This window comes from Peptoniphilus sp. KCTC 25270, assembly GCF_021012875.1.
In the GTDB taxonomy this organism is placed as follows: domain Bacteria; phylum Bacillota; class Clostridia; order Tissierellales; family Peptoniphilaceae; genus JAJMZJ01.
Genome location: NZ_JAJMZJ010000001.1, coordinates 657,510 through 680,047, shown reverse-complemented (window position 1 = coordinate 680,047; position 22,538 = coordinate 657,510). Strand labels below are relative to the sequence as shown.

General features: G+C 36.8%; 23 protein-coding genes and 1 pseudogene. 23 read left to right on the top strand and 1 reads right to left on the bottom strand.

Annotation, left to right across the window (positions count from 1 at the left end; translation table 11 throughout):
* Positions 1 to 3 precede the first annotated feature (3 nt).
* From LQU94_RS03320 to LQU94_RS03220, 21 genes are all read left to right on the top strand, one after another.
* Positions 4 to 798: a TlyA family RNA methyltransferase gene (locus tag LQU94_RS03320; RefSeq protein ID WP_230635243.1), complete on the top strand. Its 795-nt coding sequence runs from the start codon at positions 4 to 6 to the stop codon at positions 796 to 798.
* 1 nt (position 799) lies between these two features.
* Complete coding sequence (gene recN / locus LQU94_RS03315; protein ID WP_230635241.1) at positions 800 to 2,473, top strand: DNA repair protein RecN; 1,674 nt, start codon at positions 800 to 802, stop codon at positions 2,471 to 2,473.
* Complete coding sequence (locus LQU94_RS03310; RefSeq protein ID WP_230635239.1) at positions 2,473 to 3,006, top strand: NUDIX hydrolase; 534 nt, start codon at positions 2,473 to 2,475, stop codon at positions 3,004 to 3,006. Before recN ends, LQU94_RS03310 begins: the two co-directional genes overlap by 1 nt.
* A gap of 1 nt (position 3,007) precedes the next feature.
* A complete protein-coding gene (locus LQU94_RS03305) occupies positions 3,008 to 3,823 on the top strand; it encodes a purine-nucleoside phosphorylase (RefSeq protein ID WP_230635237.1) in 816 nt (271 codons plus the stop codon).
* Positions 3,810 to 5,120, top strand: coding sequence for a pyrimidine-nucleoside phosphorylase (locus LQU94_RS03300; RefSeq protein WP_230635235.1), 1,311 nt, complete (start codon positions 3,810 to 3,812; stop codon positions 5,118 to 5,120). The genes LQU94_RS03305 and LQU94_RS03300 overlap by 14 nt, the downstream gene beginning before the upstream one ends.
* Positions 5,113 to 5,724: a site-2 protease family protein gene (locus LQU94_RS03295; protein ID WP_230635233.1), complete on the top strand. Its 612-nt coding sequence runs from the start codon at positions 5,113 to 5,115 to the stop codon at positions 5,722 to 5,724. Before LQU94_RS03300 ends, LQU94_RS03295 begins: the two co-directional genes overlap by 8 nt.
* Positions 5,721 to 6,455 carry a ScpA family protein gene (locus LQU94_RS03290; RefSeq protein ID WP_230635231.1) on the top strand — a complete coding sequence of 245 codons (735 nt, stop codon included), beginning with the start codon at positions 5,721 to 5,723 and terminating at the stop codon, positions 6,453 to 6,455. Before LQU94_RS03295 ends, LQU94_RS03290 begins: the two co-directional genes overlap by 4 nt.
* Positions 6,448 to 6,981, top strand: a complete 534-nt coding sequence (gene scpB, locus LQU94_RS03285; protein WP_230635229.1) for an SMC-Scp complex subunit ScpB — start codon at positions 6,448 to 6,450, stop codon at positions 6,979 to 6,981. Before LQU94_RS03290 ends, scpB begins: the two co-directional genes overlap by 8 nt.
* Positions 6,981 to 7,691, top strand: a complete 711-nt coding sequence (locus LQU94_RS03280) for a pseudouridine synthase (protein ID WP_255702382.1) — start codon at positions 6,981 to 6,983, stop codon at positions 7,689 to 7,691. Before scpB ends, LQU94_RS03280 begins: the two co-directional genes overlap by 1 nt.
* Entirely contained in the window at positions 7,688 to 8,248 is a 561-nt protein-coding gene (locus LQU94_RS03275; RefSeq protein WP_230635227.1) for a class I SAM-dependent methyltransferase, read from the top strand. Before LQU94_RS03280 ends, LQU94_RS03275 begins: the two co-directional genes overlap by 4 nt.
* Positions 8,245 to 9,468: an NAD(P)/FAD-dependent oxidoreductase gene (locus LQU94_RS03270; protein WP_230635226.1), complete on the top strand. Its 1,224-nt coding sequence runs from the start codon at positions 8,245 to 8,247 to the stop codon at positions 9,466 to 9,468. Before LQU94_RS03275 ends, LQU94_RS03270 begins: the two co-directional genes overlap by 4 nt.
* Positions 9,465 to 10,139: a (d)CMP kinase gene (gene cmk / locus LQU94_RS03265; RefSeq protein ID WP_230635225.1), complete on the top strand. Its 675-nt coding sequence runs from the start codon at positions 9,465 to 9,467 to the stop codon at positions 10,137 to 10,139. The genes LQU94_RS03270 and cmk overlap by 4 nt, the downstream gene beginning before the upstream one ends.
* A complete protein-coding gene (locus LQU94_RS03260) occupies positions 10,115 to 10,696 on the top strand; it encodes a 1-acyl-sn-glycerol-3-phosphate acyltransferase (protein ID WP_230635224.1) in 582 nt (193 codons plus the stop codon). The genes cmk and LQU94_RS03260 overlap by 25 nt, the downstream gene beginning before the upstream one ends.
* Positions 10,680 to 12,761 (top strand): bifunctional 4-hydroxy-3-methylbut-2-enyl diphosphate reductase/30S ribosomal protein S1, encoded by a 2,082-nt coding sequence (locus LQU94_RS03255; RefSeq protein WP_230635222.1) that lies wholly within the window; start codon positions 10,680 to 10,682, stop codon positions 12,759 to 12,761. Before LQU94_RS03260 ends, LQU94_RS03255 begins: the two co-directional genes overlap by 17 nt.
* Positions 12,762 to 12,809: 48 nt before the next feature.
* On the top strand, positions 12,810 to 13,388 hold the full coding sequence (locus LQU94_RS03250) for a DUF5317 family protein (protein WP_230635220.1): 579 nt from the start codon (positions 12,810 to 12,812) through the stop codon (positions 13,386 to 13,388).
* Positions 13,381 to 14,208, top strand: coding sequence for a diadenylate cyclase CdaA (gene cdaA / locus LQU94_RS03245; protein ID WP_230635218.1), 828 nt, complete (start codon positions 13,381 to 13,383; stop codon positions 14,206 to 14,208). The genes LQU94_RS03250 and cdaA overlap by 8 nt, the downstream gene beginning before the upstream one ends.
* Positions 14,205 to 15,431, top strand: coding sequence for a YbbR-like domain-containing protein (locus tag LQU94_RS03240; RefSeq protein WP_230635216.1), 1,227 nt, complete (start codon positions 14,205 to 14,207; stop codon positions 15,429 to 15,431). The genes cdaA and LQU94_RS03240 overlap by 4 nt, the downstream gene beginning before the upstream one ends.
* A gap of 78 nt (positions 15,432 to 15,509) precedes the next feature.
* A complete protein-coding gene (gene guaB / locus LQU94_RS03235) occupies positions 15,510 to 16,964 on the top strand; it encodes an IMP dehydrogenase (RefSeq protein WP_255702381.1) in 1,455 nt (484 codons plus the stop codon).
* A 116-nt stretch (positions 16,965 to 17,080) separates the two neighbouring features.
* Entirely contained in the window at positions 17,081 to 17,578 is a 498-nt protein-coding gene (gene purE / locus LQU94_RS03230; protein WP_230635214.1) for a 5-(carboxyamino)imidazole ribonucleotide mutase, read from the top strand.
* The gene (locus LQU94_RS03225; RefSeq protein ID WP_230635212.1) at positions 17,579 to 19,246 is read left to right on the top strand and encodes a formate--tetrahydrofolate ligase; all 1,668 of its coding nucleotides are present in this window, start codon (positions 17,579 to 17,581) and stop codon (positions 19,244 to 19,246) included.
* 11 nt (positions 19,247 to 19,257) lie between these two features.
* Complete coding sequence (locus LQU94_RS03220) at positions 19,258 to 19,563, top strand: YerC/YecD family TrpR-related protein (protein WP_230635210.1); 306 nt, start codon at positions 19,258 to 19,260, stop codon at positions 19,561 to 19,563.
* A gap of 112 nt (positions 19,564 to 19,675) precedes the next feature.
* On the opposite strand, the pseudogene LQU94_RS03215 reads toward LQU94_RS03220, so the two are convergent.
* Positions 19,676 to 21,095, bottom strand: a pseudogene (locus tag LQU94_RS03215) (IS3 family transposase).
* 212 nt (positions 21,096 to 21,307) lie between these two features.
* Between LQU94_RS03215 and LQU94_RS03210 the strand changes: the two are divergent.
* Both LQU94_RS03210 and LQU94_RS03205 read left to right on the top strand, forming a co-directional pair.
* Entirely contained in the window at positions 21,308 to 21,820 is a 513-nt protein-coding gene (locus tag LQU94_RS03210) for a matrixin family metalloprotease (RefSeq protein WP_230635208.1), read from the top strand.
* Between the two features lie 13 nt (positions 21,821 to 21,833).
* Complete coding sequence (locus tag LQU94_RS03205) at positions 21,834 to 22,538, top strand: hypothetical protein (protein WP_230635206.1); 705 nt, start codon at positions 21,834 to 21,836, stop codon at positions 22,536 to 22,538.

The following is a 22,538-nucleotide window of genomic DNA, read 5'->3' as shown; positions in this document are numbered from 1 at the left end:
AAGATGAAAGAAAGAGCCGACAAGTTAATTTATGAAAAAGGATTGGCTCCTTCCCGAGAAAAAGCCAAAGTATTGATTATGGCGGGCGAGGTCTTTGTTGAGAACAATCGTGTATCGAAGCCAGGAGAAATGCTAGATGTCGATTCAGAGATTGTTATAAAAGGTCGATCCTTAAAATATGTAAGTCGCGGTGGATTCAAATTAGAAAAAATCATTCAAGAAAATGCTATCGATCTAGGACAAAAAATTTGTATGGACATAGGGTCTTCCACAGGCGGATTTACGGACTGCATGTTACAAGCAGGGGCAGAAAAAGTTTATGCCATCGACGTAGGATACAATCAATTGGATTATAAATTGCGAAAAGATCCAAGAGTTGTAGTAATGGAGAGGACCAATATAAGAAATTTGGAAAAAGAAGATATTCCAGATACCATTGATTTTATTTCTATAGATGTTTCTTTTATTGGTCTTTCCCTTGTTTTGCCAAAAGCAACGGAATTTTTAGGGGAAGACGGGATGATTTGTGCTCTAGTAAAACCTCAATTTGAAGCCGGGAAAGAAAAAGTGGGCAAAGGGGGAGTTATTAGAGAACGTAGTACCCATATTGAAGTGTTGGAAAATACTTTGGATTTGGTAAAAGAAGAGGGACTTTTTGTTCAACGATTGACGTATTCTCCCATTAAAGGAACAACAGGAAATATAGAATTTCTTCTCTTATTGGGTAAAAGAGAGGAAGGAAGTTTAGAAAATATAAATGTAGAAGAAGTGGTAGATCGGGCCAGAAAGGAGTTGTAAAATGCTGTTAAGCCTTAACATTGAAAACTTTGCTATAATTGACCGCACCAACGTGGAATTTTCTTCCGGTTTCAATGTTTTAACCGGTGAGACCGGGGCAGGAAAGTCCATAATTATGGACGCCATAGGTTTGATATTGGGAGCACGAGCACAAAAAGCCATGATTCGTGATGGTTCTGATTCAGCCCATGTGGAAGCAGTATTTCAAACGAACAATTCTTATGTAAAACAACTTTTGGAAGAAAATGGAATCCAAGAGGACGAAGTTTTAATATTAAATCGAAGCATTTCTTTGGATCGCCCTTCCATTTGTAGAATCAATGGAAGAACGGTTCCCAACAGTGTCTTAACAGAAGTTGGAAATGCGTTGGCCGATTCAACCTACCAGCAACAAAATCAATCTTTGCTAAATGGGAAAGCTCAAATGGAGTTTTTAGACCAATATATTGGAACCGAACATTTGGAAAATTTGAAAAATCTGAAAGAAAAAGTTGCGAATTACCGGCAAATTGAAAAATTTATTCAAGAAGAAAATTCGGATGAAGCGTCTCGAGTTCGAGAAATGGAGCTTTTGCGATATCAGATGGATGAAATAGAGGAGTTGGCCCTGCAAGAAGGAGAACTAGAAGAGTTAGAAAAAGAAGGCAAACGCCTAAAAAATTCTACAAAAGTTCAAGAGTCTTTGTTTTCTATGGATTCTTTGGTTAATCAAGAGAGAGGGATCCGAGAGTTGTGGGACCGTTATTCTTCAGAAATTGCATCAATAGAAAGCTTAGATGAAGGATACGAAGCCCTGTCTAAACGGGTGGAATCCATAGGTTATGAATTAATGGAAATCTTTTCTGAAGGAAGATATTTCTTGGAGTCTATGGATTTTAATGAAGAACGATTGTACCAAGTAGAAAATCGATTGAATTCGATTTATACGGCCATGCGAAAATATGGAAATGGGTATGATAAAATAACCGATTATTACCAAGAAGTTTCAGAACGTTTTGCTTTTCTTGAAAGTTTTGAAGAAAAAATGGAGGAACAAAAAAGAGAGGCGCAACTTAGATATAAAGAAGCCATGGAAATGGCAAAAATCATCCATGAAACGAGAGAAAAAGCCTCTGGTCAATTGGAAGAAAAAATGGTGAGAGAATTACAAGAATTAAACATTCCCCATGGAAAATTTTCCATTCATTTGGATGAGATTCCAATGAATGAACAGGGGATTGATAAGGTCGTGTATTATATTTCCACCAACAAAGGAGAAAAGCTATATCCTTTAACAGAAATTGCTTCTGGTGGAGAGATGAGTCGTATTTTGTTAGCTTTCAAAAGTATAATGGCGGATGTAGACCGAACGGAAACTTTAATTTTTGATGAAATTGATATTGGGATGAGTGGAAAAACGGCGAAAATAGTCGGAGAAAAGATGAAAAAATTGTCCAGGACCCATCAACTTTTGGTCATTAGTCACTTGCCTCAAGTGGTATCAAGAGCAAAGGAACAATATCAAATAAAAAAACAGTTAGAGGGCGGAAGGACGACTTCCCACATTATAAAGCTTTCTGAGGAAGAAAGAATTGAGTCTATAGCGACTATGATTAGTGGAGAGAGCAACAAAGAAACTCGTGAAACGGCAAGGAATATGCTAAAGGATTCTTATAGCAATAATAGAGGTGAATAATGGAACAAAAAGAGAGAGTCATTCGTACAGAAAAAATTTATGAAGGACGAATCTTAACGTTATCAAGAAGTACCGTTGAGTTAGAAAATCAAAAATATGCGAAAAGAGAAATTGTAGAACATGGAGGATCTGTTGTTGTTTTGGCCTTTACGAAGGAAGACAAAATCGTCTTTGTGAAACAATATCGTGTGGCTGTGGGAAAAAATTTACTGGAATTGCCAGCTGGTTTGATCGATCATGGAGAAACTCCAAGGGATGCAGCTCTTCGTGAATTAGAAGAAGAAACTGGATTTAAGGCAAATTCCATTCAATTTTTATTTGAATTCTTCTCGAGTCCTGGGTTTACAACAGAAAAAATTCATCTGTTTGAAACAAAGGATATTCTGCTAGGAAAAAGGGATTTAGATGAAGAGGAGAATATAGAAATCGTAGAATATACAGTAGAAGAAGCTTTGAAAATGGTAAAATTGGGACAAATAACCGATGCCAAAACCATTATGGGAATTTTACACGCTAGTTTAGAAAGGAAATAATATGCATAAGACAATGGATTTTATAAAAAGTAAGATAAATATGGAGCCAAAAGTGGGGATTATTTTAGGAAGTGGATTGGGTGATTTTGCCGACACTTTGGAAGAAGCTGTATCCATTCTTTATAGTGAAATTCCCGGTTTCCACCAATCTACCGTGGTAGGGCACAGTGGAGAATTGGTATTCGGTTACAAAGAAGGCGTACCAATGGTATGTATGAAAGGGCGAATTCACTATTACGAAGGAATTTCCATGGATCAAGTGGTATTTCCTACGAAAGTTTTGTGCGCTTTGGGAATAGAAACCCTAATAGTTACCAATGCGGCCGGCGGTGTAAATGAGGAATTCAAGCCAGGAGATTTAATGTTAATTCGTGACCACATTAATTTTGCAGGAATCAATCCGTTAATTGGGCCAAATGATGAAAAAGATGGACCAAGATTCCCAGATATGACTTACACCTACGATAAAGATCATTTGGAAATGGCAAAAAGAGTAGCCGATACCTCTGGTTTGGGATTGCAAGAAGGTGTTTATATGTATTTTACCGGTCCAAGTTACGAGACGCCGGCTGAAATAAAAATGGCAAGAATTTTAGGTGCAGATGCCGTTGGTATGAGTACGGTTCCAGAGGCCATCATTGCCAATCACCGCGGGGTAAAAGTTTTGGGAATTTCTTGCATTACAAATATGGCAGCAGGAATCTTAGAAACCCCATTGGATCATAGTGAAGTTACAGAAGTTTCAAAAATGGTACGAGAATCCTTTATTGCTTTTGTAACAAATTGCATTAAGGAGCTAGGAAATGAACGCAATTGAGTTAATTGAAAAGAAAAAATATGGTGGAACATTTACGGAAGAAGAAATCCGAAGTTTTGTTAAGGAATATGTAGATGGCAATTTACCAGATTATCAAATGAGTGCTTTGTTAATGGCGATCTATTTTCAAGGAATGAGCCATGAAGAAACGGATTTCTTGACACAAGCCGTAATTGATTCAGGAGAGACCATTGATTTATCTGCCATTGAAGGAAAAATTGCCGACAAGCATTCTACTGGAGGCGTAGGAGACACAACCACCTTAACTTTAGGCCCTATTTTATCTGCTTGTGGCTTGCCGATTGCAAAAATGAGTGGTCGTGGTTTGGGTCATACAGGAGGAACGTTGGACAAATTGGAAAGCATTCCAGGATTTAGCGTAGAACTTTCTGTAGAAGAAATTATTAAGAAAGCCAACGATAATGGGATTGTAATTGCTGGCCAAAGTGCCAATATTACACCAGCAGATAAAAAATTATACGCTCTTAGAGATACAACAGGGACTGTCGATTCGATTCCTCTAATTGCAGCAAGTATTATGAGTAAAAAATTGGCCATTGCCAGTGATATTTTGCTTTTGGATGTAAAAGTTGGGGAAGGGGCCTTTATGAAAGACGAAGCTTCTGCGAAGGAATTGGCAGAAGAATTGGTTCGCATAGGAGAATCCTTTGGTCGCCGTACTATGGCGATGTTAACATCTATGGAGCAACCTTTAGGGCTTGCTGTAGGAAATGCCTTAGAAGTAATTGAAGCCATTGAAACCTTAAAGGGAAATGGCCCTGAAGATTTGGAATATCTTTCTGTATATTTGGCGGCAAAAATTTTAGAGATGGCCGGAGAAGGTACTTTTGAAGAAATGGAAAAGAAAGCCTATTCTGTTATTGAATCGGGGGAAGCCTTGAAGAAATTTGCCATTTTGGTAGAGAACCAAGGTGGAGATTCTGCCGTAATAGAAGATTACAATTTATTCCCTCAATCTCAATATAAAAAGGAAATTAAAGCAGAAAAAGCAGGTTATTTTTCTGCCTTGCCTGCTCGAGAAATAGGAATTCTAGCAAGAGATTTAGGAGCGGGAAGAAAGAAAATGGACGATGTTCTAGATATGGGAGCAGGCGTTTTATTAAATAAAAAAATCGGTGATAAGGTAGAAAAAGGTGATGTTTTGGCTACTTTATTTGGAAACGATGAAAAAGTAGTCCAAGAACAAGAGAAAGTCTTTTTATCTTTCATCGAAATACAAGAGGAAAAAGTAGAAAAACCCCAACTGATTTTAAGTGAGGTTAATCACAATGTTTAATATTCAAGGTCTCCTTTTCTCTATTCCTGCTTTAATCATTGCCATTGTAGGGCATGAAATTGGTCATGGATTGGTTTCTTATTGGTTGGGAGACGAAACCGCGAAAAGAGATGGACGATTAAGCATCAATCCATTGAATCATATTGATCCAATGGGATTGCTGTTTATGGTTGTATTTCGCTTTGGATGGGCAAAAGCCGTTCCTATTAACCCTATGTATTATAAAAATCGAAAATTGGGAATGATTTTGGTTAGCTTAGCGGGGGTAACGGTAAACTTTTTATTTGCTATTGTATCGGCCTTTTTATTGCTTTTGGCTTCAAGAAACCAATGGGCCATAGCGCCTTTTTTCGTAGAATTATTGTGGTACAATACCATGCTTGGCGTCTTTAATTTGGTGCCTCTACCTCCATTGGATGGATCAAAGGTTTTGGCTTCCTTATTGCCTAGAAAATGGGAATACATGTTTTATCAATACGAACGTTATTTTTATTTATTGCTATTTGTTTTGGTTGTGACAGGAGTTATTAGTGGAGTGATTGGACCTGTTGTATCCGGTCTTTTGAATTTCTTTTTGTCTATTGCTTATAAGGTTGTTCTATGAGTTATATGATTTCTCAAGCTTCCTTTGAAGGACCAATGGAGCTTTTAATTGATTTAATACGAAAACGAAAAATGAATATCTATGATATAGAGATTCACGTTTTGGTAGATGATTTTGTGGAAGAAATTGAAAAATGGGAAAAATTGGAACTCGATATTACCTCTGATTTTATTGCCATGGCTGCTTGGTTATTAAAAATTAAGAGCCAAACTCTATTGCCAAAATTTGTGGCTGAAGGGGAAGAGGAGGAAGAAGATCCTAGAGAAAAATTGGTACAACGAATTCAACAATACGAACAAATGAAAGAATTGGCCATTTATTTGAAAGAATTGGAATCTTATGAAAATCAGGCAATTTATAAAAAACAAGAGGATTTTTCTACTTTTTCTCCAAAAGAGCTATTAAAAAATGTGGAAATAAGGGATCTAAGACAAGCTTTTGAAAATATTATGCAGGCTCATCTTCGGTATGAAAGTGCCGTAGAGGAATTGGAAAAAATCCCAGCCCAAGATTTCACTTTTGAAGAGGCAGAAAGCAAAATTGTTTCCTATTTTGGGGAGAAAAAAGAAATTTCTTTTTCTAAATTAATGAAAAATTCTACTTCTCAAATGGAGAGAATCACTTATTTTTTAACGATTCTAGAATTGATGAAAGCACAAAGAATCTACGGAATAGAAACCGAGGATAAGACAGATATTATTCTGAAGAAACGAGGAGAATGGATTGAATAATCAATTGGCCACTTTGGAGTGTCTATTGTTTGCATGGGGAGATTTATTAAAATTATCGGAAATTGCTCAGGTTTTAGAAGTTTCAAAGCCTCTATGCAAGGAACTCCTTTTAGAATATGAGGAAAAATTAAAACAGGAAGAGCGGGGGTTGCGTTTGGTTCAAGTAGAAGATAGTTATCAGTTGTCTACGAAACCAGAATTGTTCGCGAAGGTACAGGAATACGCGAAAGGGAAACAAAAAAAATCTTTGTCCAATGCGGCCATGGAAACATTGTCCATTGTGGCCTATCAGCAACCCATATTAAAAACAGATATTGAAGAAATTCGTGGCGTTCGTTGCGATCAAGTTTTGAAAAATTTAATGGATGCAGAATTGGTAGAAGTGGTTGATCGGTTAGAGGTTCCAGGTCGCCCCAATGTGTACGGAACCACGGAGTTCTTTTTGAAAAAATTTGGTTTGAAATCCATTGAAGATTTACCAAGTCAAGAGATAGCGAATGAACCCCTAAACTTTTTGGAGGAATAATGCGATTACAAAAATACATGGCCCATTCGGGCGTTGCCAGTCGAAGAAAAAGCGAAGAGATGATTGCCCAAGGAAAAGTAAAAGTAAATGGGAAGATTATTCGTGAACAAGGATATATTGTTGAAAGAGGCGATGTAGTAGAAGTAAATGGCAAAAAAATTGAGCCAGAAAGCCAAATGGTGTATGTGATGTTAAATAAGCCAAGAGGCGTTTTGTCTACAGCATCCGATGAAAAAAATCGAAAAACCGTATTGGATTGCATTGATGAATTTAAGGATTTGCGTTTGTATCCCGTAGGCCGTTTGGATCGGGATACTTCTGGATTGATTCTCTTGACAAACGACGGAGAATTTACACAAAAAATGCTCCACCCAAAATTTGAATTGGAGAAGACCTATTATGCAACAGTGGAAGGAAATGTTCGTAAGGAAGAGCTTCGTCCATTGATTGAGGGGATTGAATTGGAAGATGGAATAACAGCACCTGGGAAATTTCGTATTGTAGGGAAAAGAAGTGCGAAAACTCGCATTGAATGTAAAATTAGAGAAGGAAGAAATCGCCAAATCCGCAGAATGTTTGAGGCGATTGGACATCCTGTAGTTTCTTTAGAGCGTACACAATTTGGAACATTAAAATTAGGTGGGCTTGGTAAAGGAAGCTATAGAGAATTGACAGAAAAAGAAGTTGAGGCGTTGAGAAATTCTTTATGAAAACACCTAAAAATGCAGTAGAATGGTCCCATTTTTTTATCGAATCCTTTGTAAAAAATTATGACGTTGCCGTGGATTTGACCTTGGGCAATGGTCATGATTTTTTATTTTTATTGGAACGGTTTCAAAAAGTCTATGGCTTTGATATTCAAAAAGTGGCTTTGGAAAAAACCGCCGATAGATTGAAAGATAAAAATGTAGAAAAAGAATATTATATGATTTTGGACGGCCATGAAAATCTAAATGAATATGTGGAAGAAAAGATAGATGCATTGATTATGAATCTAGGTTATTTACCTAGCGGAGATAAATCCATTATTACAAAATGGGATTCTACAAAGAAAGCTTTAGAAAATGGACTGGAAAAACTAAATGTAGGAGGATTTTTTCTAGTGGTCCTCTATAAGGGACACCCTGGCTCCGAAGAGGAATCCCAAGGGTTAGAGAACTATTTGCAACAATTGGACCAAAAAGAGTTTACGGTACATAAAATATCTTGTTGTAACCAAAGAAATACACCTCCGGAATTGTACGGAATTGAAAGGATAAAAGGATGAAAATAGGCGTTGTTGGTGGTGGACCAGGAGGTATGATGGCAGCTATATGGGCTGCTCGCTCGGGGAATCACGAAATTCATTTGTTTGAAAAAAATGAAAAATTAGGAAAAAAATTGTTTATTACGGGCAAAGGACGATGCAATCTTTGTAATGATTGTGAGGATTCTTATTTTTTTGAACAAGTAGTCAACAACTCTTCCTTCCTCTATTCTTCCTATTACACATTTCCTCCTTACCAAACGATGGAATTTTTTGAATCTTTGGGACTACACCTAAAAGTAGAAAGAGGGAATCGAGTATTTCCAAAAAGTGATCATTCCTCCGATGTAATTAAAGCTTTACAAAAAGAATTGGAAAAGCAAGGCGTTCAAATTCATCTTAAGGAAGAAGTAAAATCTTTAGAAAAGAAAAAGAATTTTGTTTTGGGCACCAATCGAAATCAATATGAATTGGATAAAGTCATTTTGGCTACAGGAGGAATCACTTATTCCTCTACTGGTTCTACGGGAGATGGTTACGTCTGGGCAAAACACTTTGGCCATAAATTGATAGAGACGAGAGCTGGATTGGTTGGGATAAAAACAAACCAAGAAAAGAAAGAAAATCTTATGGGATTGACCTTGAAAAACGTAGAGCTTTATGGAAAAACAAAGAGAAAAACCTATCGTTTTTTTGGGGATTTATTGCTAACCCATTATGGAATTTCTGGGCCCATTGCTTTAAGTATGTCTTCTTATATTAACCGAGAAAAGAACCCAGAAATATGGGTAGATTTGAAACCTGCCTTAACAAAAGAACAATTGGATCAGCGAATGCAAAGAGAGATTCAAAAACAATCCAACCGTTCTTTGCAAAAGATTATGGAAACTTTGTTGCCAAAATCTTTGGTGGGAAATTTTCTCTCTCAATGGAATTTGGACCATGAGAAAAAAGCAAATCAAATTACAAAGGAAGAACGAAGCCAGATTATAGAAGGATTAAAAAAATATCCTCTTCCTTACAAAGGATTGTTCCAGCAAGATACGGGAATTATCACCAGTGGAGGCGTTTCTGTAAAAGAGATTGATCCCTCTACCATGGAATCAAAAAAAGTGGAGGGTTTATATTTTGTCGGAGAAATGATGGATGTAGATGCTTTAACAGGTGGATTTAATTTGCAAATCGCCTTTTCTACAGGACATTTGGCAGGAGTATCGGTAGGAAGTGAGGAAAGAAAATGAATGTTCGAATCGCCATTGATGGGCCTTCAGGAGCAGGGAAAAGTTCCATTGCAAAAGGTTTGGCAAAAAAACTAGATATCGTATATGTGGATACGGGAGCTTTGTATCGCGGTGTGGCTTTAGTGGCCAAAGAAAATAAAATGGAAGAAAATTTAGGAGAATTATTAAAAACATTAGAGTCTTCAAAATTTTCTTATATAGAAGGAAAGATTGCCATTAATGGAAAAATTGTAGAAGATCAAATTCGCAATCAAGAAATTTCTTTACTCAGCTCAAAGCTTTCTAAGGAAAAAGAAATCAGAGAATATTTATTGGGAATTCAAAAGGAAATGGCGAGAGAATCTTCTGTTGTAATGGAAGGAAGAGATATAGGGTCTGTTGTTATTCCCAAAGCAGAAGTTAAATTTTATTTAACGGCCTCCCCAGAAATTCGTAGCAAAAGACGTTATGATCAATTGAGAGAAAAGGGAGAAACCGCCGATTTGGATAAGATTTTACAAGAGACCATTGAGCGAGATAAAAGAGATCAAGAACGGGAGATTGCTCCTTTGGTCCAAGCAGAAGACGCTATTTTAGTAGATTCTTCCCATATGACAGAAGAGGAAGTTTTGGAATTTATGTATGAAAAAGTTTTGGAGAAGAAACAATGTATAGAGCACTCGTTACGATAATACGTCCTTTTTTGAAAATTTTATTTCGCATAAAAATACAAGGGGATAGGCAATTGCCCGAAGGGCCCGTTGTTGTTATAGGAAATCATACGAGCGATTTTGATCCGTTTATTGTATCGATTTTATTTGATCGACAAATCCACTGGATGGCGAAAAAAGAACTATTTTCCAATAAAATATTGGCCTATATTTTGGAAAAAGTAGGGGCTTTTCCTGTAGATCGGAAGAACAATGACATTCGCAGTATGCGAAAAGCCATGTCTATATTGAAAGAAGGAAAGGTCCTGGGAATTTTTCCTGAGGGAACTCGAGTAAAAACAATAGATTACACCCAAGCCAAGTCTGGAGCGGCTTTGATTGCTTCTAGAATGGGGGCAAAAGTTGTTCCCATTTATATTGAAGGGAAAATAAAGCCTTTTTCAAAAATCACAGTTCATAGACGACCAGATTTAGCTCTCCCCTCAGGCAAGAGGACCGAAGAGGAATACGAAAAAGATATGGTAGGAATTATGAAAAATATTTATGAAGGGGTGCAATACGATGGAAATACTCCTTAGTGAATGCTATGGATTTTGTGGTGGAGTAAAACGAGCCGTACAATTGGCTTTTGATACAGCCGAAAAAGAAACGCAGGTAAAAATTATTGGGGAACTCGTTCATAATGCTTCTGTAGTGGAGGAACTTTCCTCTTTAGGAGTGGAACAAATTTCTCCAAGAGATGCAATTGAAAACAGTGTTGTGATTACAAGAAGCCACGGAATTGAGAAGCAAGAGAAGGAAAAATTAATTGCAACTGGCAATACCGTTGTGGATACAACTTGTCCTCATGTTATAAAAATTCAAAAAATTGTAGAGGAAGCGACAGAGGAAAATGTCCCTGTTATTCTCGTAGGGAAAAAAGATCATCCAGAAATTTTAGCCATAAAAAGTTATGGGAAAGAGAATGTTTTTGTGGTTTCCCATGAAGATGAGATAAATTCATTGAATTTCGATCAATTTTCTAAAATTGTGGTCGTTTCTCAGACAACAAATCCAATAAACTTGTTAAATCGGGTAGAAGTTCGCTTAAAAGAGGTTTTCACAGGCGAAATTTTGTTGTATAATACTATATGTAAAGCCACAAAAGACCGCCAGGAAGCCTGTCGTGTGTTGGCTAAGACGGTGGATTGTATGCTTGTTATTGGTGGTAAGAATAGTGCCAATACAAAGAAGTTGGTGGAGATCGCTTCAGAGTATTGTGAGCATGTCTTTCATATTCAAACCATAAATGAACTCGATCTACGTCCATTAAAAAAATTTAATAAAATAGGTATTACCGCTGGGGCATCTACACCAGATTCGGTAATCAAGGAGGCTGTTAGTAGAATGGAAAATTTAAACAGGGACGAAATGAACAATGAAATGATGGAAGCGATTGAGAATTCTTTTACAAGAGTTCGTCGCGGAGAAATCGTTGAGGGCGAAGTATTATATGTAACAGATAACGAAGTTATGGTTAACATTAATTATCGCGCTGACGGAATTATTTCCAAAGAAGAATTGTCCAATGATCCTGCTGTAAAACCATCTGATCTTTTTGAACAAGGAGATCAAATTCAAGTATTTATCATGAAAATGGACGATGGTGACGGAAACGTAGTACTTTCATACAAACGCGTAGAAAATATGAAAGTATGGGATGAAATGGAAGAAAAGTTCAACAACAAAGAGTTGGTAACTGCAAACGTAAAAAGCGTTGTTAAAGGTGGTTTAACTTGTGAAGTAGAAGGATTAAACGGATTCATTCCTGCTTCTCATGCATCTGTACGTTTCCAACGTGACTTAAGTCGTTTTGTTGGCGAAGAAATGCTTTGCGAAATCATTGACTTTGACAAATCAAGAAGAAAATTTGTACTTTCTCGCAAAAACGTAGAAGCAAAAGAAATCGAAGAAAAACGTAGCGAAGTATACGGAAATATCAATGAAGGCGACTTAATTGATGGCACAGTACAACGCTTAACAAACTTTGGTGCTTTTGTTGATATCGGAGGCGTTGATGGTTTAATCCATATTTCTGAATTATCTTGGAATCGTGTAAAACATCCAAGCGATGTTGTTAGTCCAGGACAAGAAGTAAAAGTTCAAGTTCTAAAAGTAGACGAAGAAAACAATCGTATTGCTTTGGGATTAAAACAAACAACACAAAAACCATGGGAAGTATTCACTGACTCTATTAAAGTTGGTGATGTTGTAAAAGGTAAAGTTGTAAACTTGTTAGATTTTGGTGCCTTTGTGCGTCTAGAATCTGGAGTTGACGGATTGCTTCACGTTTCTCAAATTTCTAAAGAGCATGTAGAAAAACCTGCAGACAAATTGGAAATGGGTCAAGAAATCGAAGTAAAAGTTACAGACATCAATAACGAAGACAAAAAAATCAGTCTTTCTATGAAAGCTCTTTTAGAAGATGACGAACCAGCTGCTAAAGAAGAAAAAGAAGTAGTTGCGGAAGCAAAACCAAAAAGAGAACCAAAACCAAAGAAAGAAAAACGTCCAGTAGAACCAGTTGAGGCAGAAGATGACGGATTCTCTATGACGATTGGTGATTTGATTAACTTAAAAGACTTTGACTCAAACGAAGAATAAAACTAGAATGCGCTTTCATAAGAGAGCGCATTTTTTGTAGGAGCGTATATGATTTTAGAGTGTATTCTTGTAGGCCTGATTTTTGGGTTCTTTATTTCTAAAAAGAAAAGAGCTTATTTTCCCCATTTAGAGCTGTCCAAACTATGGATTTCTGTTCTAGGAGCGGGTTTATTTCTAATGGCTCTTTATGGCCCAAAATATCTTCCAAATTCTTTGGGAAGCTTTATCTATGAAAACTTTTCCATATTTCATTGGTTGGGCCTATTTGGGATGGCTCTAGGATTTTTGCTGCCAAAATTTCATCCAGGAAAAATTCTAGTAGGAATAGGATTTTTGATGAATGGATTGGCTGTATTTTCAAATGGGAAAATGCCTGTGTCAATGAATGCTTTGCTAAAAATACAAGATAGCAAAACCATACAAATTTTACTTCAAAACCAGGCAATGACTCATGAGATTTTGGACGAAAATACGAACATGCAATTTCTGTGCGATATCATCCCTTTTCAATCTCCTCTTTCTGGGAGTAAGGTTATGAGCCTGGGGGATGTATTGTTGGCGTTAGGAGTTGGAATTGTTGTATTTTCTTATATTACGATTATAAAAAGGAGGGAAACCAATGATTGATTTTATAAATCGGTCCTTATCAACGTTACGAATTCAAGATATTATTGATATTGCAATTGTAGCGGTGGTTGTCTATTGGCTTTATAAACTCCTTCGCGGTACACGAGCGGAACAATTGAGCAAAGGGATTATTATTCTGCTGGTTTTAACAAAGGCCAGCGAATGGTTTGAATTATTTACGGTGCATTATTTACTAAGTAACTTAATGACATTGGGATTCTTGGCGCTTCTTATTGTTTTTCAACCAGAATTGCGTAGAGGGTTGGAGTTTATAGGAAGAAGTAGTTCTTTGCGGACTTCTTTGCTAGGGGATCAGAAAAAACGCCATTCAGCTATTCGAGAGCTCATTGACGCCATTGGCTCTTTGTCTCGCCAAAAAATAGGAGCTCTAATTGTAATAGAGAGACAAACAGGGCTAAGTGAAATTGTGGATACAGGAACCAAATTAAACGCTAGAATATCCTCTGCTTTGCTGATTAACATTTTCATTCCCAATACCCCTCTTCATGATGGGGCAGTGGTAATAAAAGATGAAACCATACTATCTGCGGCAAGTTTTTTGCCTTTGTCTGATGAAAGAAATATTTCTAAAGAATTGGGGACAAGACACCGTGCGGCTTTAGGAATCAGTGAACGAAGCGACTGTATGGCCATTGTTGTCAGCGAGGAAACAGGATCGATTTCTGTGGCAGAGTACGGGAAATTAAGCAGACACATTGATTTGCCTTCCTTAGAAACCATGTTAGAAAGCATTTATTTACCAGAAAATCTAGTTGATACAGACAGGGCCGGACGATGGGGAAGAGGTGGTAGACTATGAAATCAAAATTAAGAGGTCATAGAGAAACCATAATGAAAATCCTCTCCGTTATTGTTGCCATTATTCTTTGGTCCTATGTAATGAGCGAGGTAGACCCTACCATAAATCGTTCCTTTCAAAATATACCGGTAGAATATCGAAATCTATCGACTTTAAGAGAAAATAATTATCACATTACCAGTCCCAAAGAGGCCTATGTAGATGTGGTGGTTCGAGGACAGAGAAAAACAGTAAATGCCATGAAATCCAACGACATTGTAGCCTATGTAAATGTGGGAAACCTAGTCGAAGGATCTCATTCTATTCCCGTTCAAGTACAATTATCGGATACAAGTGTTTCCTTGCAGCAACAAGACCCTTTGCGAATTACTTTGGAAGTAGATAAAGTAATTTCAGAAGAGTTTAAGGTGGATGTAGAAACGGTCGGAGAATTATCCGATGGATACATTTTAGAAAGTGCAAAATTAAATCAAGATTCTGTATCCATTCGCGGGCCTAAGAGGGCACTTGACTCCATTTATAAAGTGGTGGCAAAGGTGAATTTGAATAGCCGGACAGAAACCACTTTGGTAAATGCAAAAATTGTAGCCTATGATGAAAATGGGGAAGAAATTCCATCTGTAACCTTGGAACCAAATTATGGAGAAGTGCAATTAACGATATTAAAATCTAAGAATATTCCTATAGAGATTGTTTTTGATGAAGAAGAATTTGATGAAGAAGAAGTAGAAGGATTTATTCGAGATCGAGTAGAAATAACACCAAATACGGTAAACGTTGTAGGAAATAATGAGGTTTTGAGTAAAATCCAAACCATTCAAACACAAATGGTATCTAAGGCGAATTTAATGGAATCTCAAACTCTTACCGTTGGTTTGGAAGTGCCAGAAGGGGTTCGTTTGGCTGAGTCCAACGCGACGTATTTATTGCGATACAATAGGGACGCAAAAATAACAAAAGAATTTGTTCTATCAACAAAAGATTTATATTATAAAAATTCTGAGGAAGTATTGTCCTCCGATGTAGATAGGGATGTAGATCAAGTAAAAATAGTTGTATCTGGTGAAAAGAATTTAATAGAAGCTTTGAATCAATCGGATCTAAAATTGGTAATCAATCCTGAGAAAAGAACGGGAGAAGAAACGGTCAAGCTTGAATTGCAAAGACCCAATGGGGTAGAGATTCTGTCTATGGATCCATCAGAGATTCAGTTAAAATGGTAAATTGTATTGAAAGAGCAAAAAAATCTTGTTAGAATAATGTAATGCAGTTGTTTTGTGAGTGTAAAAGGAGGGGTTTGTTTGAATTTTATTGGAGATGGATTAACGTTTGATGATGTTTTATTGATGCCTGCCTATTCGGAGGTACTTCCTAACGAAACAGATTTATCAACAAAGATTACGGAAAAAATTACCTTAAATATTCCTTTAATGAGTGCAGGGATGGATACGGTTACAGAATCTCAAATGGCCATTGCGATGGCAAGAGAAGGTGGAATTGGAATTATCCACAAAAATATGAGCTTAGAAGAGCAAGCGAAAGAAGTAGACCGTGTAAAACGTTCTGAACATGGTGTTATTACAGATCCATTTTCATTGTCCAAAGAGCGTCCAATATTAGAAGCAACAGAGTTGATGCGCCATTATCGAATTAGCGGTGTACCAATTATTTCTGCCAATGGAACTCTTGAAGGAATCATTACCAATCGAGACATTCGTTTTGAACAAGACTTAAATAAAGCCATTGATGAAGTAATGACAAAAGAAAACTTAATTACAGGCCCTGAAGGAATATCTATGGATGAAGCCCTAGATGTTATGCGACAATATAAAATTGAAAAATTGCCTTTGATTGACGACAAACACATTTTGAAGGGTTTAATTACAATCAAAGACATTGAAAAAGCCATTCAATATCCAAATTCTGCAAGAGATAATCGTGGACGATTATTAGCAGGAGCGGCGATTGGTGTAACAAAAGACGTTATGACTCGTGTAGAGGCATTAAAGGCTGCAGGAACGGACTTATTTGTTATTGATACAGCACACGGTCAATCCCGTGGTGTATTGGAGACGATTAGAGAAATCAAAAAAACATTCCCAGATATTCAATTGGTTGCAGGAAATGTAGCAACTTATCGCGGAACTTTGGATTTGATTGAAGCGGGAGCAGACTGTGTAAAAGTGGGTATCGGGCCAGGATCCATCTGTACGACACGTGTAGTTACAGGGATTGGCGTGCCTCAAATTTCTGCCATTATGAACTGCGCAAAAGCAGGACAAGAAAAAAATATTCCAATTATTGGTGATGGTGGAATTAAATACTCTGGCGATGTAACCAAAGCCATTGCAGCTGGAGCCGATGTAGTTATGTTAGGTTCTATGTTTGCTGGAACGGATGAAAGTCCAGGAGAAGAAATTTTCGTAGAAGGTAGAAGATTCAAAAGCTACCGCGGCATGGGATCTTTAGGAGCTATGAGTTCTGGTTCTAGCGACCGTTATTTCCAATCTGAAACAAAAAAATATGTTCCAGAAGGGGTTGAAGGTCGTGTGCCTTACAAAGGAAAAGTAGGGGATGTAGTATATCAATTGCTTGGCGGTCTAAAATCTGGTATGGGCTATGTGGGAGCAAAAAATATTTATGAATTGAAAACCAATACAGAATTTATGAAAATTACTCCAGCAACATTACAAGAAAATCACCCACACAATATTACAATTACAAGAGAGAGTCCAAATTATATTGGAAACTATTAAAAAGAAGCTGGCCGAGGAAACTTGGCTAGCTTTTATTACGCAAAATTCTATATACTATACATAAAACTATAGTATAATAGTTAAATAAAGTGATTCTTAGAACGGGGGTCTAATTTATGAAAGTATCAATCATTATGGGAAGTTATAGCGACCATGAAGTTGGTTTGGAAGTGGCAAAAACGTTAAAAGAATTTGGGATTTCTTTTGATATGAGCGTATATAGTGCCCATCGAACACCAGTGGATGTAGTAGAGCACATTCAAAAAATGGAAGAAGAAGGGGCAGAAATTTTCATTGCTATGGCAGGGAAAGCGGCCCACTTAGCCGGGGTAATTGCAGGAAAAACAACACGCCCGGTAATTGGAATTCCAATGAAATCTTCTTTTTCTGGAGGAATGGATTCCTTATTGTCTACTGTGCAAATGCCTTCTGGCGTTCCCGTTGCTACAGTGGCTGTAAATGGTGGGAAAAATGCTGCTTTATTGGCCGTTCAGATGCTATCTATTGGCAATGATGAATTAAAAGGAAAATTAAAAAATTATAAGAAGGTTATGGTAGAAGACGTTTACGAAATGAACGAGAAGTTAAACGAAAAAATGAAAGAGGTGTTGTAAATGAAGTCAGATGTTGAAATTGCACTTAGTTCAAAACTTGCCCCAATGAATGAGGTGGCGGAAAAAATTCATTTAACTCCTGATGATATCAATCATTACGGTAAAAAAATGGCAAAAATTTCTCAAGAAGCTGTAAATCAAGCGAAAGAAAATAAAAAAGGCCATTTGATTTTAGTAACAGCAATCAATCCAACACCAGCTGGAGAAGGAAAGACAACAACCAATATTGGTTTGTCTATGGCCTTAAATAAATTGGGCTATTCTTCTATTTCAACTTTACGCCAACCAAGCTTAGGACCTGTTTTTGGAGTAAAGGGAGGAGCCGCTGGAGGAGGATATAGCCAAGTTCTTCCAATGGAAGATATCAATCTTCATTTTACAGGAGATTTTCATGCGATTACTTCTGCAAACAATTTAATCTGTGCTATGTTGGATAACCATATCCATCAAGGAAATGAATTGAAGATCAATCCAAAAACCATTACATTAAAACGTGTTTTGGATATGAACGACCGCGTTCTTAGACAAATTACTGTAGCCCACGGCCCTTCAAAAAATGGGGTTATGCGCGAAGATGGATTTGATATTACCGTAGCTTCAGAAATTATGGCCATTTTGTGTCTGTCTAGAAATCTTTCTGATTTTAACGATCGAGTTTCTCGTATGATTGTCGCTAGAACTTATGACAATGAACCAGTATATGTAAGCGACTTAAAAGCAGAAGGCGCGGTAACTCTTCTGATGAAAGACGCTATTTTACCAAATTTAGTACAAACAACAGAACAAACACCAGCCATTATTCACGGTGGGCCATTCGCCAATATTGCTCATGGATGTAACTCAATCATTGCAACGCAAACCTCTTTGGGATTGTGCGATTATACCGTTACAGAAGCAGGATTTGGAGCCGATTTAGGAGCAGAGAAATTCTTAGATATTGCTTGTCCAGTGGGAGATTTAAAACCAAGTGCCGTTGTAATCGTAGCCACTATCCGTGCATTAAAATACAATGGAGGACAGCAAGTAAGCGATTTATCCGCAGAAGATATTGAATCTTTGAAGAAAGGGTATAAAAATTTAGAAAGACATGTTGGAAATATACAAGGTTATGGCTTGCCAGTTGTAGTAGCAATCAACCGCTTCCCAACAGATACAGAAAAAGAAATCGAAACCCTTCGAGAATTATGCAAAGCCCTAGGAGTGGATGTTGTATTATCTGAAGTATGGGCAAAAGGTTCAGAAGGTGGATTGGATTTAGCAAAAGCTGTAGTGGATCTTTGTGAAAAAGAGAATACCTATAAACCTTTATATGATTACAGTGATTCCATAACAGAAAAAATTGAAAAAGTAGCAAAAAATATTTATCATGCATCCGATGTAGAATATAGTAAAGAAGCTCTTGATGAAATTCAAAACATTGAGACATTGGGGGCAGGGAATTTGCCTGTTTGTATTGCAAAAACACAGATGTCCTTCTCAGACGATCCTACAAAATTGGGAGCGCCAGAAAACTTCTCTATTTATGTTCGTGAAATTAAATTGTCCAATGGAGCGGGATTTGTCGTAGTAAAAACGGGAGATATTATGACAATGCCAGGATTGCCAAAAGTACCTGCTGCAGAAAAAATGGAAATTAAAGAGGATGGAACGATAACGGGACTATTCTAAGGAGTTGAACTATGACTTACGACTCAAAATTAAAAAACAAAAGTACAGAAGGGCTTTTTGACGCCATTTTGGCTTTGGAAAACAAAGAAGAATGCTATCGATTCTTTGAAGACATTTGTACAGTAAAAGAGGTTCAAGCTATTTCTCAACGATTGGAAGTAGTGAAATTATTGGTACAAAACAAAACGTACAATGAGATAGAGAAAGAAACCAGTGCATCAACCGCTACCATTAGTCGAATCAATCGAGCGTTAAATTATGGAGCGGATGGATACAAAACTGTATTAAAAAAACTGGGATATATGGATGAAGAGTAAAAAAATTCAATGAAGCCACAAGATAGAACGATATAAAGTTTTGAGTTTTGATGTGACCCCAAAAAGTTAGACTTTTATTGCGTAACAGATATTAGAATCTGTTACGCAATTTTTATGCAGCTAAGAGACTAAGTCTGTATTGCACAGGACTCATCCATCCTAGTTTTTCTTTAATTCGTTGTTCATTATAATATTTTATATATCGTTCGATTTCTGACTTTAATTCCTCATAACTATAGTAAACAACACCATAATAGATTTCTTGTTTAAGGAGACCAAAAAAGTTCTCCATCACAGAGTTGTCATGGCAGTTTCCTTTGCGTGACATACTTTGGAAAATTCTTTCTTCATTAAGACGATGCGAGTATGCCTTCATCTGATATGCCCAACCTTGATCTGAGTGGAATGTTCTTCGATATGGACAATCAGAGGTTATTGCAATTGCCTGTTCTAATGCATCCATAACATTTTAGCTGATGGTTGCCTTGCTATTCCAAAGCTGATAATTTCACCATTACACATATCCATAAATGGATCTAGATACAGCTTGTGCATGGTCATATGACCTTTCACATCAATCTCATAATATTTAAACTCAGTAGTATCCGTAGTAATCTTCTGATGAGGAATATGCGTGTTAAATCGTCTCTTTATACGATTAGGAGCAACCGTTCCGACTTTTCCCTTGTATGAGCTGTATTTACGATTTTTACGAGTGAATGATGTTACCTGTAAACCTAGTTTCTGCATTATACGTTGTACTTTCTTTTTGTTTACACAGTAGCCTTGATTTCTTAATTCTCCAACCATTCGACGATAACCATAATTCTTGTGAGTCACTCTGATTTCAAGAATCTTCTCCTCGATTTCTTTGTCAGGGTTTTCTCTATCAAATCTTTTCTGCCAGTACATATATGTTGCCTTAGGCATGCCTGTATAAGAGAGAAGGTCTTTTAGTTTGAATTCTCCTCGGAGGCTGTTGATGACGAGCGCCGTTCTCTCATTTTTACCTCGTCCTCTAAGCGCAGCCTCCTCAGTTCTTTTAAAAAGGCATTCTCAATTCTTAGCTTAAGCAGTTCATCCTCTAATTCTTTTACGTGTTTGGCACTGGTGTCGACAACGCTGTTTTCTTGAGTTATTGGTTCGTTATCTATCTTAGGTTTATCCAATGTTTTCTTTCTACCTTTCCTACGAGGTCTCAAAGCATCAGGACCTGCAACACGAAAGCGATTAACCCAGTTAGCAATCATACTTGGATTTGTTATACCTTCTTGAATCGCCAAGTCTTGATATGAAATCTCACTTGATAGATATGATTCTACAACAGAAATCTTCTTTTCGAAAGAGTATTTTGTTTGCTTACGAGAACGCATTAATCCTTCATCACCGAACGCTTTGTATGCATTAATCCATTTGCGCAGCTGAGAGTCAGAACCTAATCTATATTTTTTAGAAAGATATGGCGTTCCTCCTTTACCATCCAAATATTCTAAAACAACTTTCTTCTTGAATTCAAAATTATATTTTGCCATAAAAATACCGACCTCCCAATCGTTAGATTTTTTGGTCTAACTTTTGGGGGTTGGTACATTTATATCGTTCTTTTTTATTAATACATGCTTTATGCATTGACAGAGGTATTTTTTTTTTGATAAGCTGAAGATGCAAACGTTATTCTTGTTGAAAAAAGGAGGTTAATGTAAAAATCAAGATAAGATTTTTAGCGGTTTCTTTGGTTTTTGTGATGCTACTAGGGTCGCTTGGATATGCCTATTCATTAAACGGAAGAAAGATATCCACAACAGTGACCTACGTCCCCCATAATTTATTTGGCAGTCTGACAAAATCTCATTTTAACAATGCTTTGTATGAATGGAATTCCGGGTCAGGAAGAAATTTAATGCAAGTAAGTCAAAATACGCATACTAAAATGAATTTTCCCTCTCGCGATTCTCAGAATTGTATTTATAGAAAGAGTGTTTCAGATTCCTATGTAGCTCTTAACAAATCCTATTTTAATAGTAGAGGAGTTATATTAGAGTCTGATATTAATTTTAATATGAATAAAAATTTTGCTAATAGTGCGCAAGATAATGCTTTTGATGTTTGGACCGTAATGTTACATGAAGCAGGGCATACAGCGGGTTTGGATCATTCCTCCAATTCGTCTGCAGTCATGTGGCATACAGTTTCGAAAAATTCCACAAAGAGATTTTTGCATTCAGATGATCGAAATGGATTAAAAGCCATTTATTAAAAGGAGGAGAACGATGAAAAAAACAAACAAATGGATGATAGCATTCTTGCTAAGTGTTTTTGCATTGACGATATCCTCTTGTGGGAAAGAGGAAGCACAGTCTAAAGAAAAATTGTATGTAGATGTGTCTGCTGTTTATGAGGAATTAACTCCTCAAGAGATGATGATGAAATCAGACCTTGTGGTAGAGGTTAAGTATAAAGGTACAACCCCTCCTTTCCGAGTAAAATCTGCTACAGGAGGAGATCCCATGACTTTCAAAGATACCAAATTTGAGATTGTAGAAGTTTTTAAGGGGAATAAGTCTGTTGGAGATTCAATCCAAGTAAGAACTCTTGGAGGAGAGATTGAACTTGAAGATGGGGTGAATGAAGTTACCATAGGAGACTATGATAAAATAAAATTTACTGGGAAAAACCATTTTATTTTATTCTTATACTATCCTCTTGGATCCGATTACAACACAAGAGAAGATTACTATGCTCCAACAAATGGACCTAGTAGTATATTGAAGTCAATAGATGGTAGGGCTATTTCCTATGAGACAGAGAATGAATTTACCAATGTAGATGATCTAAGGAAGATGGAAAAAGGAGGAACTTTTTTAGAGGATTATAAAGAAAATTTAAATCAGTCTTATCAATCTGGTCAAATTAGTGAAGAAGAATATCAAGATGCAATAGACCTTATGGACCAGTATGGAGAAAAATTAGAATGA

Excerpts from the sequence above, each read along its gene's own strand:
- LQU94_RS03280 (WP_255702382.1), top strand. The coding sequence starts at position 6,981 with ATGCGATTACAAAAATACATGGCCCATTCGGGCGTTGCCAGTCGAAGA.
- cmk (WP_230635225.1), top strand. The coding sequence starts at position 9,465 with ATGAATGTTCGAATCGCCATTGATGGGCCTTCAGGAGCAGGGAAAAGT.
- LQU94_RS03225 (WP_230635212.1), top strand. The coding sequence starts at position 17,579 with ATGAAGTCAGATGTTGAAATTGCACTTAGTTCAAAACTTGCCCCAATG.
- LQU94_RS03320 (WP_230635243.1), top strand. The coding sequence starts at position 4 with ATGAAAGAAAGAGCCGACAAGTTAATTTATGAAAAAGGATTGGCTCCT.
- LQU94_RS03220 (WP_230635210.1), top strand. The coding sequence starts at position 19,258 with ATGACTTACGACTCAAAATTAAAAAACAAAAGTACAGAAGGGCTTTTT.
- LQU94_RS03310 (WP_230635239.1), top strand. The coding sequence starts at position 2,473 with ATGGAACAAAAAGAGAGAGTCATTCGTACAGAAAAAATTTATGAAGGA.
- LQU94_RS03205 (WP_230635206.1), top strand. The coding sequence starts at position 21,834 with ATGAAAAAAACAAACAAATGGATGATAGCATTCTTGCTAAGTGTTTTT.
- LQU94_RS03305 (WP_230635237.1), top strand. The coding sequence starts at position 3,008 with ATGCATAAGACAATGGATTTTATAAAAAGTAAGATAAATATGGAGCCA.
- LQU94_RS03275 (WP_230635227.1), top strand. The coding sequence starts at position 7,688 with ATGAAAACACCTAAAAATGCAGTAGAATGGTCCCATTTTTTTATCGAA.
- LQU94_RS03210 (WP_230635208.1), top strand. The coding sequence starts at position 21,308 with ATGCTACTAGGGTCGCTTGGATATGCCTATTCATTAAACGGAAGAAAG.
- LQU94_RS03290 (WP_230635231.1), top strand. The coding sequence starts at position 5,721 with ATGAGTTATATGATTTCTCAAGCTTCCTTTGAAGGACCAATGGAGCTT.
- LQU94_RS03250 (WP_230635220.1), top strand. The coding sequence starts at position 12,810 with ATGATTTTAGAGTGTATTCTTGTAGGCCTGATTTTTGGGTTCTTTATT.
- cdaA (WP_230635218.1), top strand. The coding sequence starts at position 13,381 with ATGATTGATTTTATAAATCGGTCCTTATCAACGTTACGAATTCAAGAT.
- LQU94_RS03240 (WP_230635216.1), top strand. The coding sequence starts at position 14,205 with ATGAAATCAAAATTAAGAGGTCATAGAGAAACCATAATGAAAATCCTC.
- LQU94_RS03295 (WP_230635233.1), top strand. The coding sequence starts at position 5,113 with ATGTTTAATATTCAAGGTCTCCTTTTCTCTATTCCTGCTTTAATCATT.
- LQU94_RS03270 (WP_230635226.1), top strand. The coding sequence starts at position 8,245 with ATGAAAATAGGCGTTGTTGGTGGTGGACCAGGAGGTATGATGGCAGCT.
- purE (WP_230635214.1), top strand. The coding sequence starts at position 17,081 with ATGAAAGTATCAATCATTATGGGAAGTTATAGCGACCATGAAGTTGGT.
- LQU94_RS03260 (WP_230635224.1), top strand. The coding sequence starts at position 10,115 with ATGTATAGAGCACTCGTTACGATAATACGTCCTTTTTTGAAAATTTTA.
- LQU94_RS03300 (WP_230635235.1), top strand. The coding sequence starts at position 3,810 with ATGAACGCAATTGAGTTAATTGAAAAGAAAAAATATGGTGGAACATTT.
- LQU94_RS03255 (WP_230635222.1), top strand. The coding sequence starts at position 10,680 with ATGGAAATACTCCTTAGTGAATGCTATGGATTTTGTGGTGGAGTAAAA.
- recN (WP_230635241.1), top strand. The coding sequence starts at position 800 with ATGCTGTTAAGCCTTAACATTGAAAACTTTGCTATAATTGACCGCACC.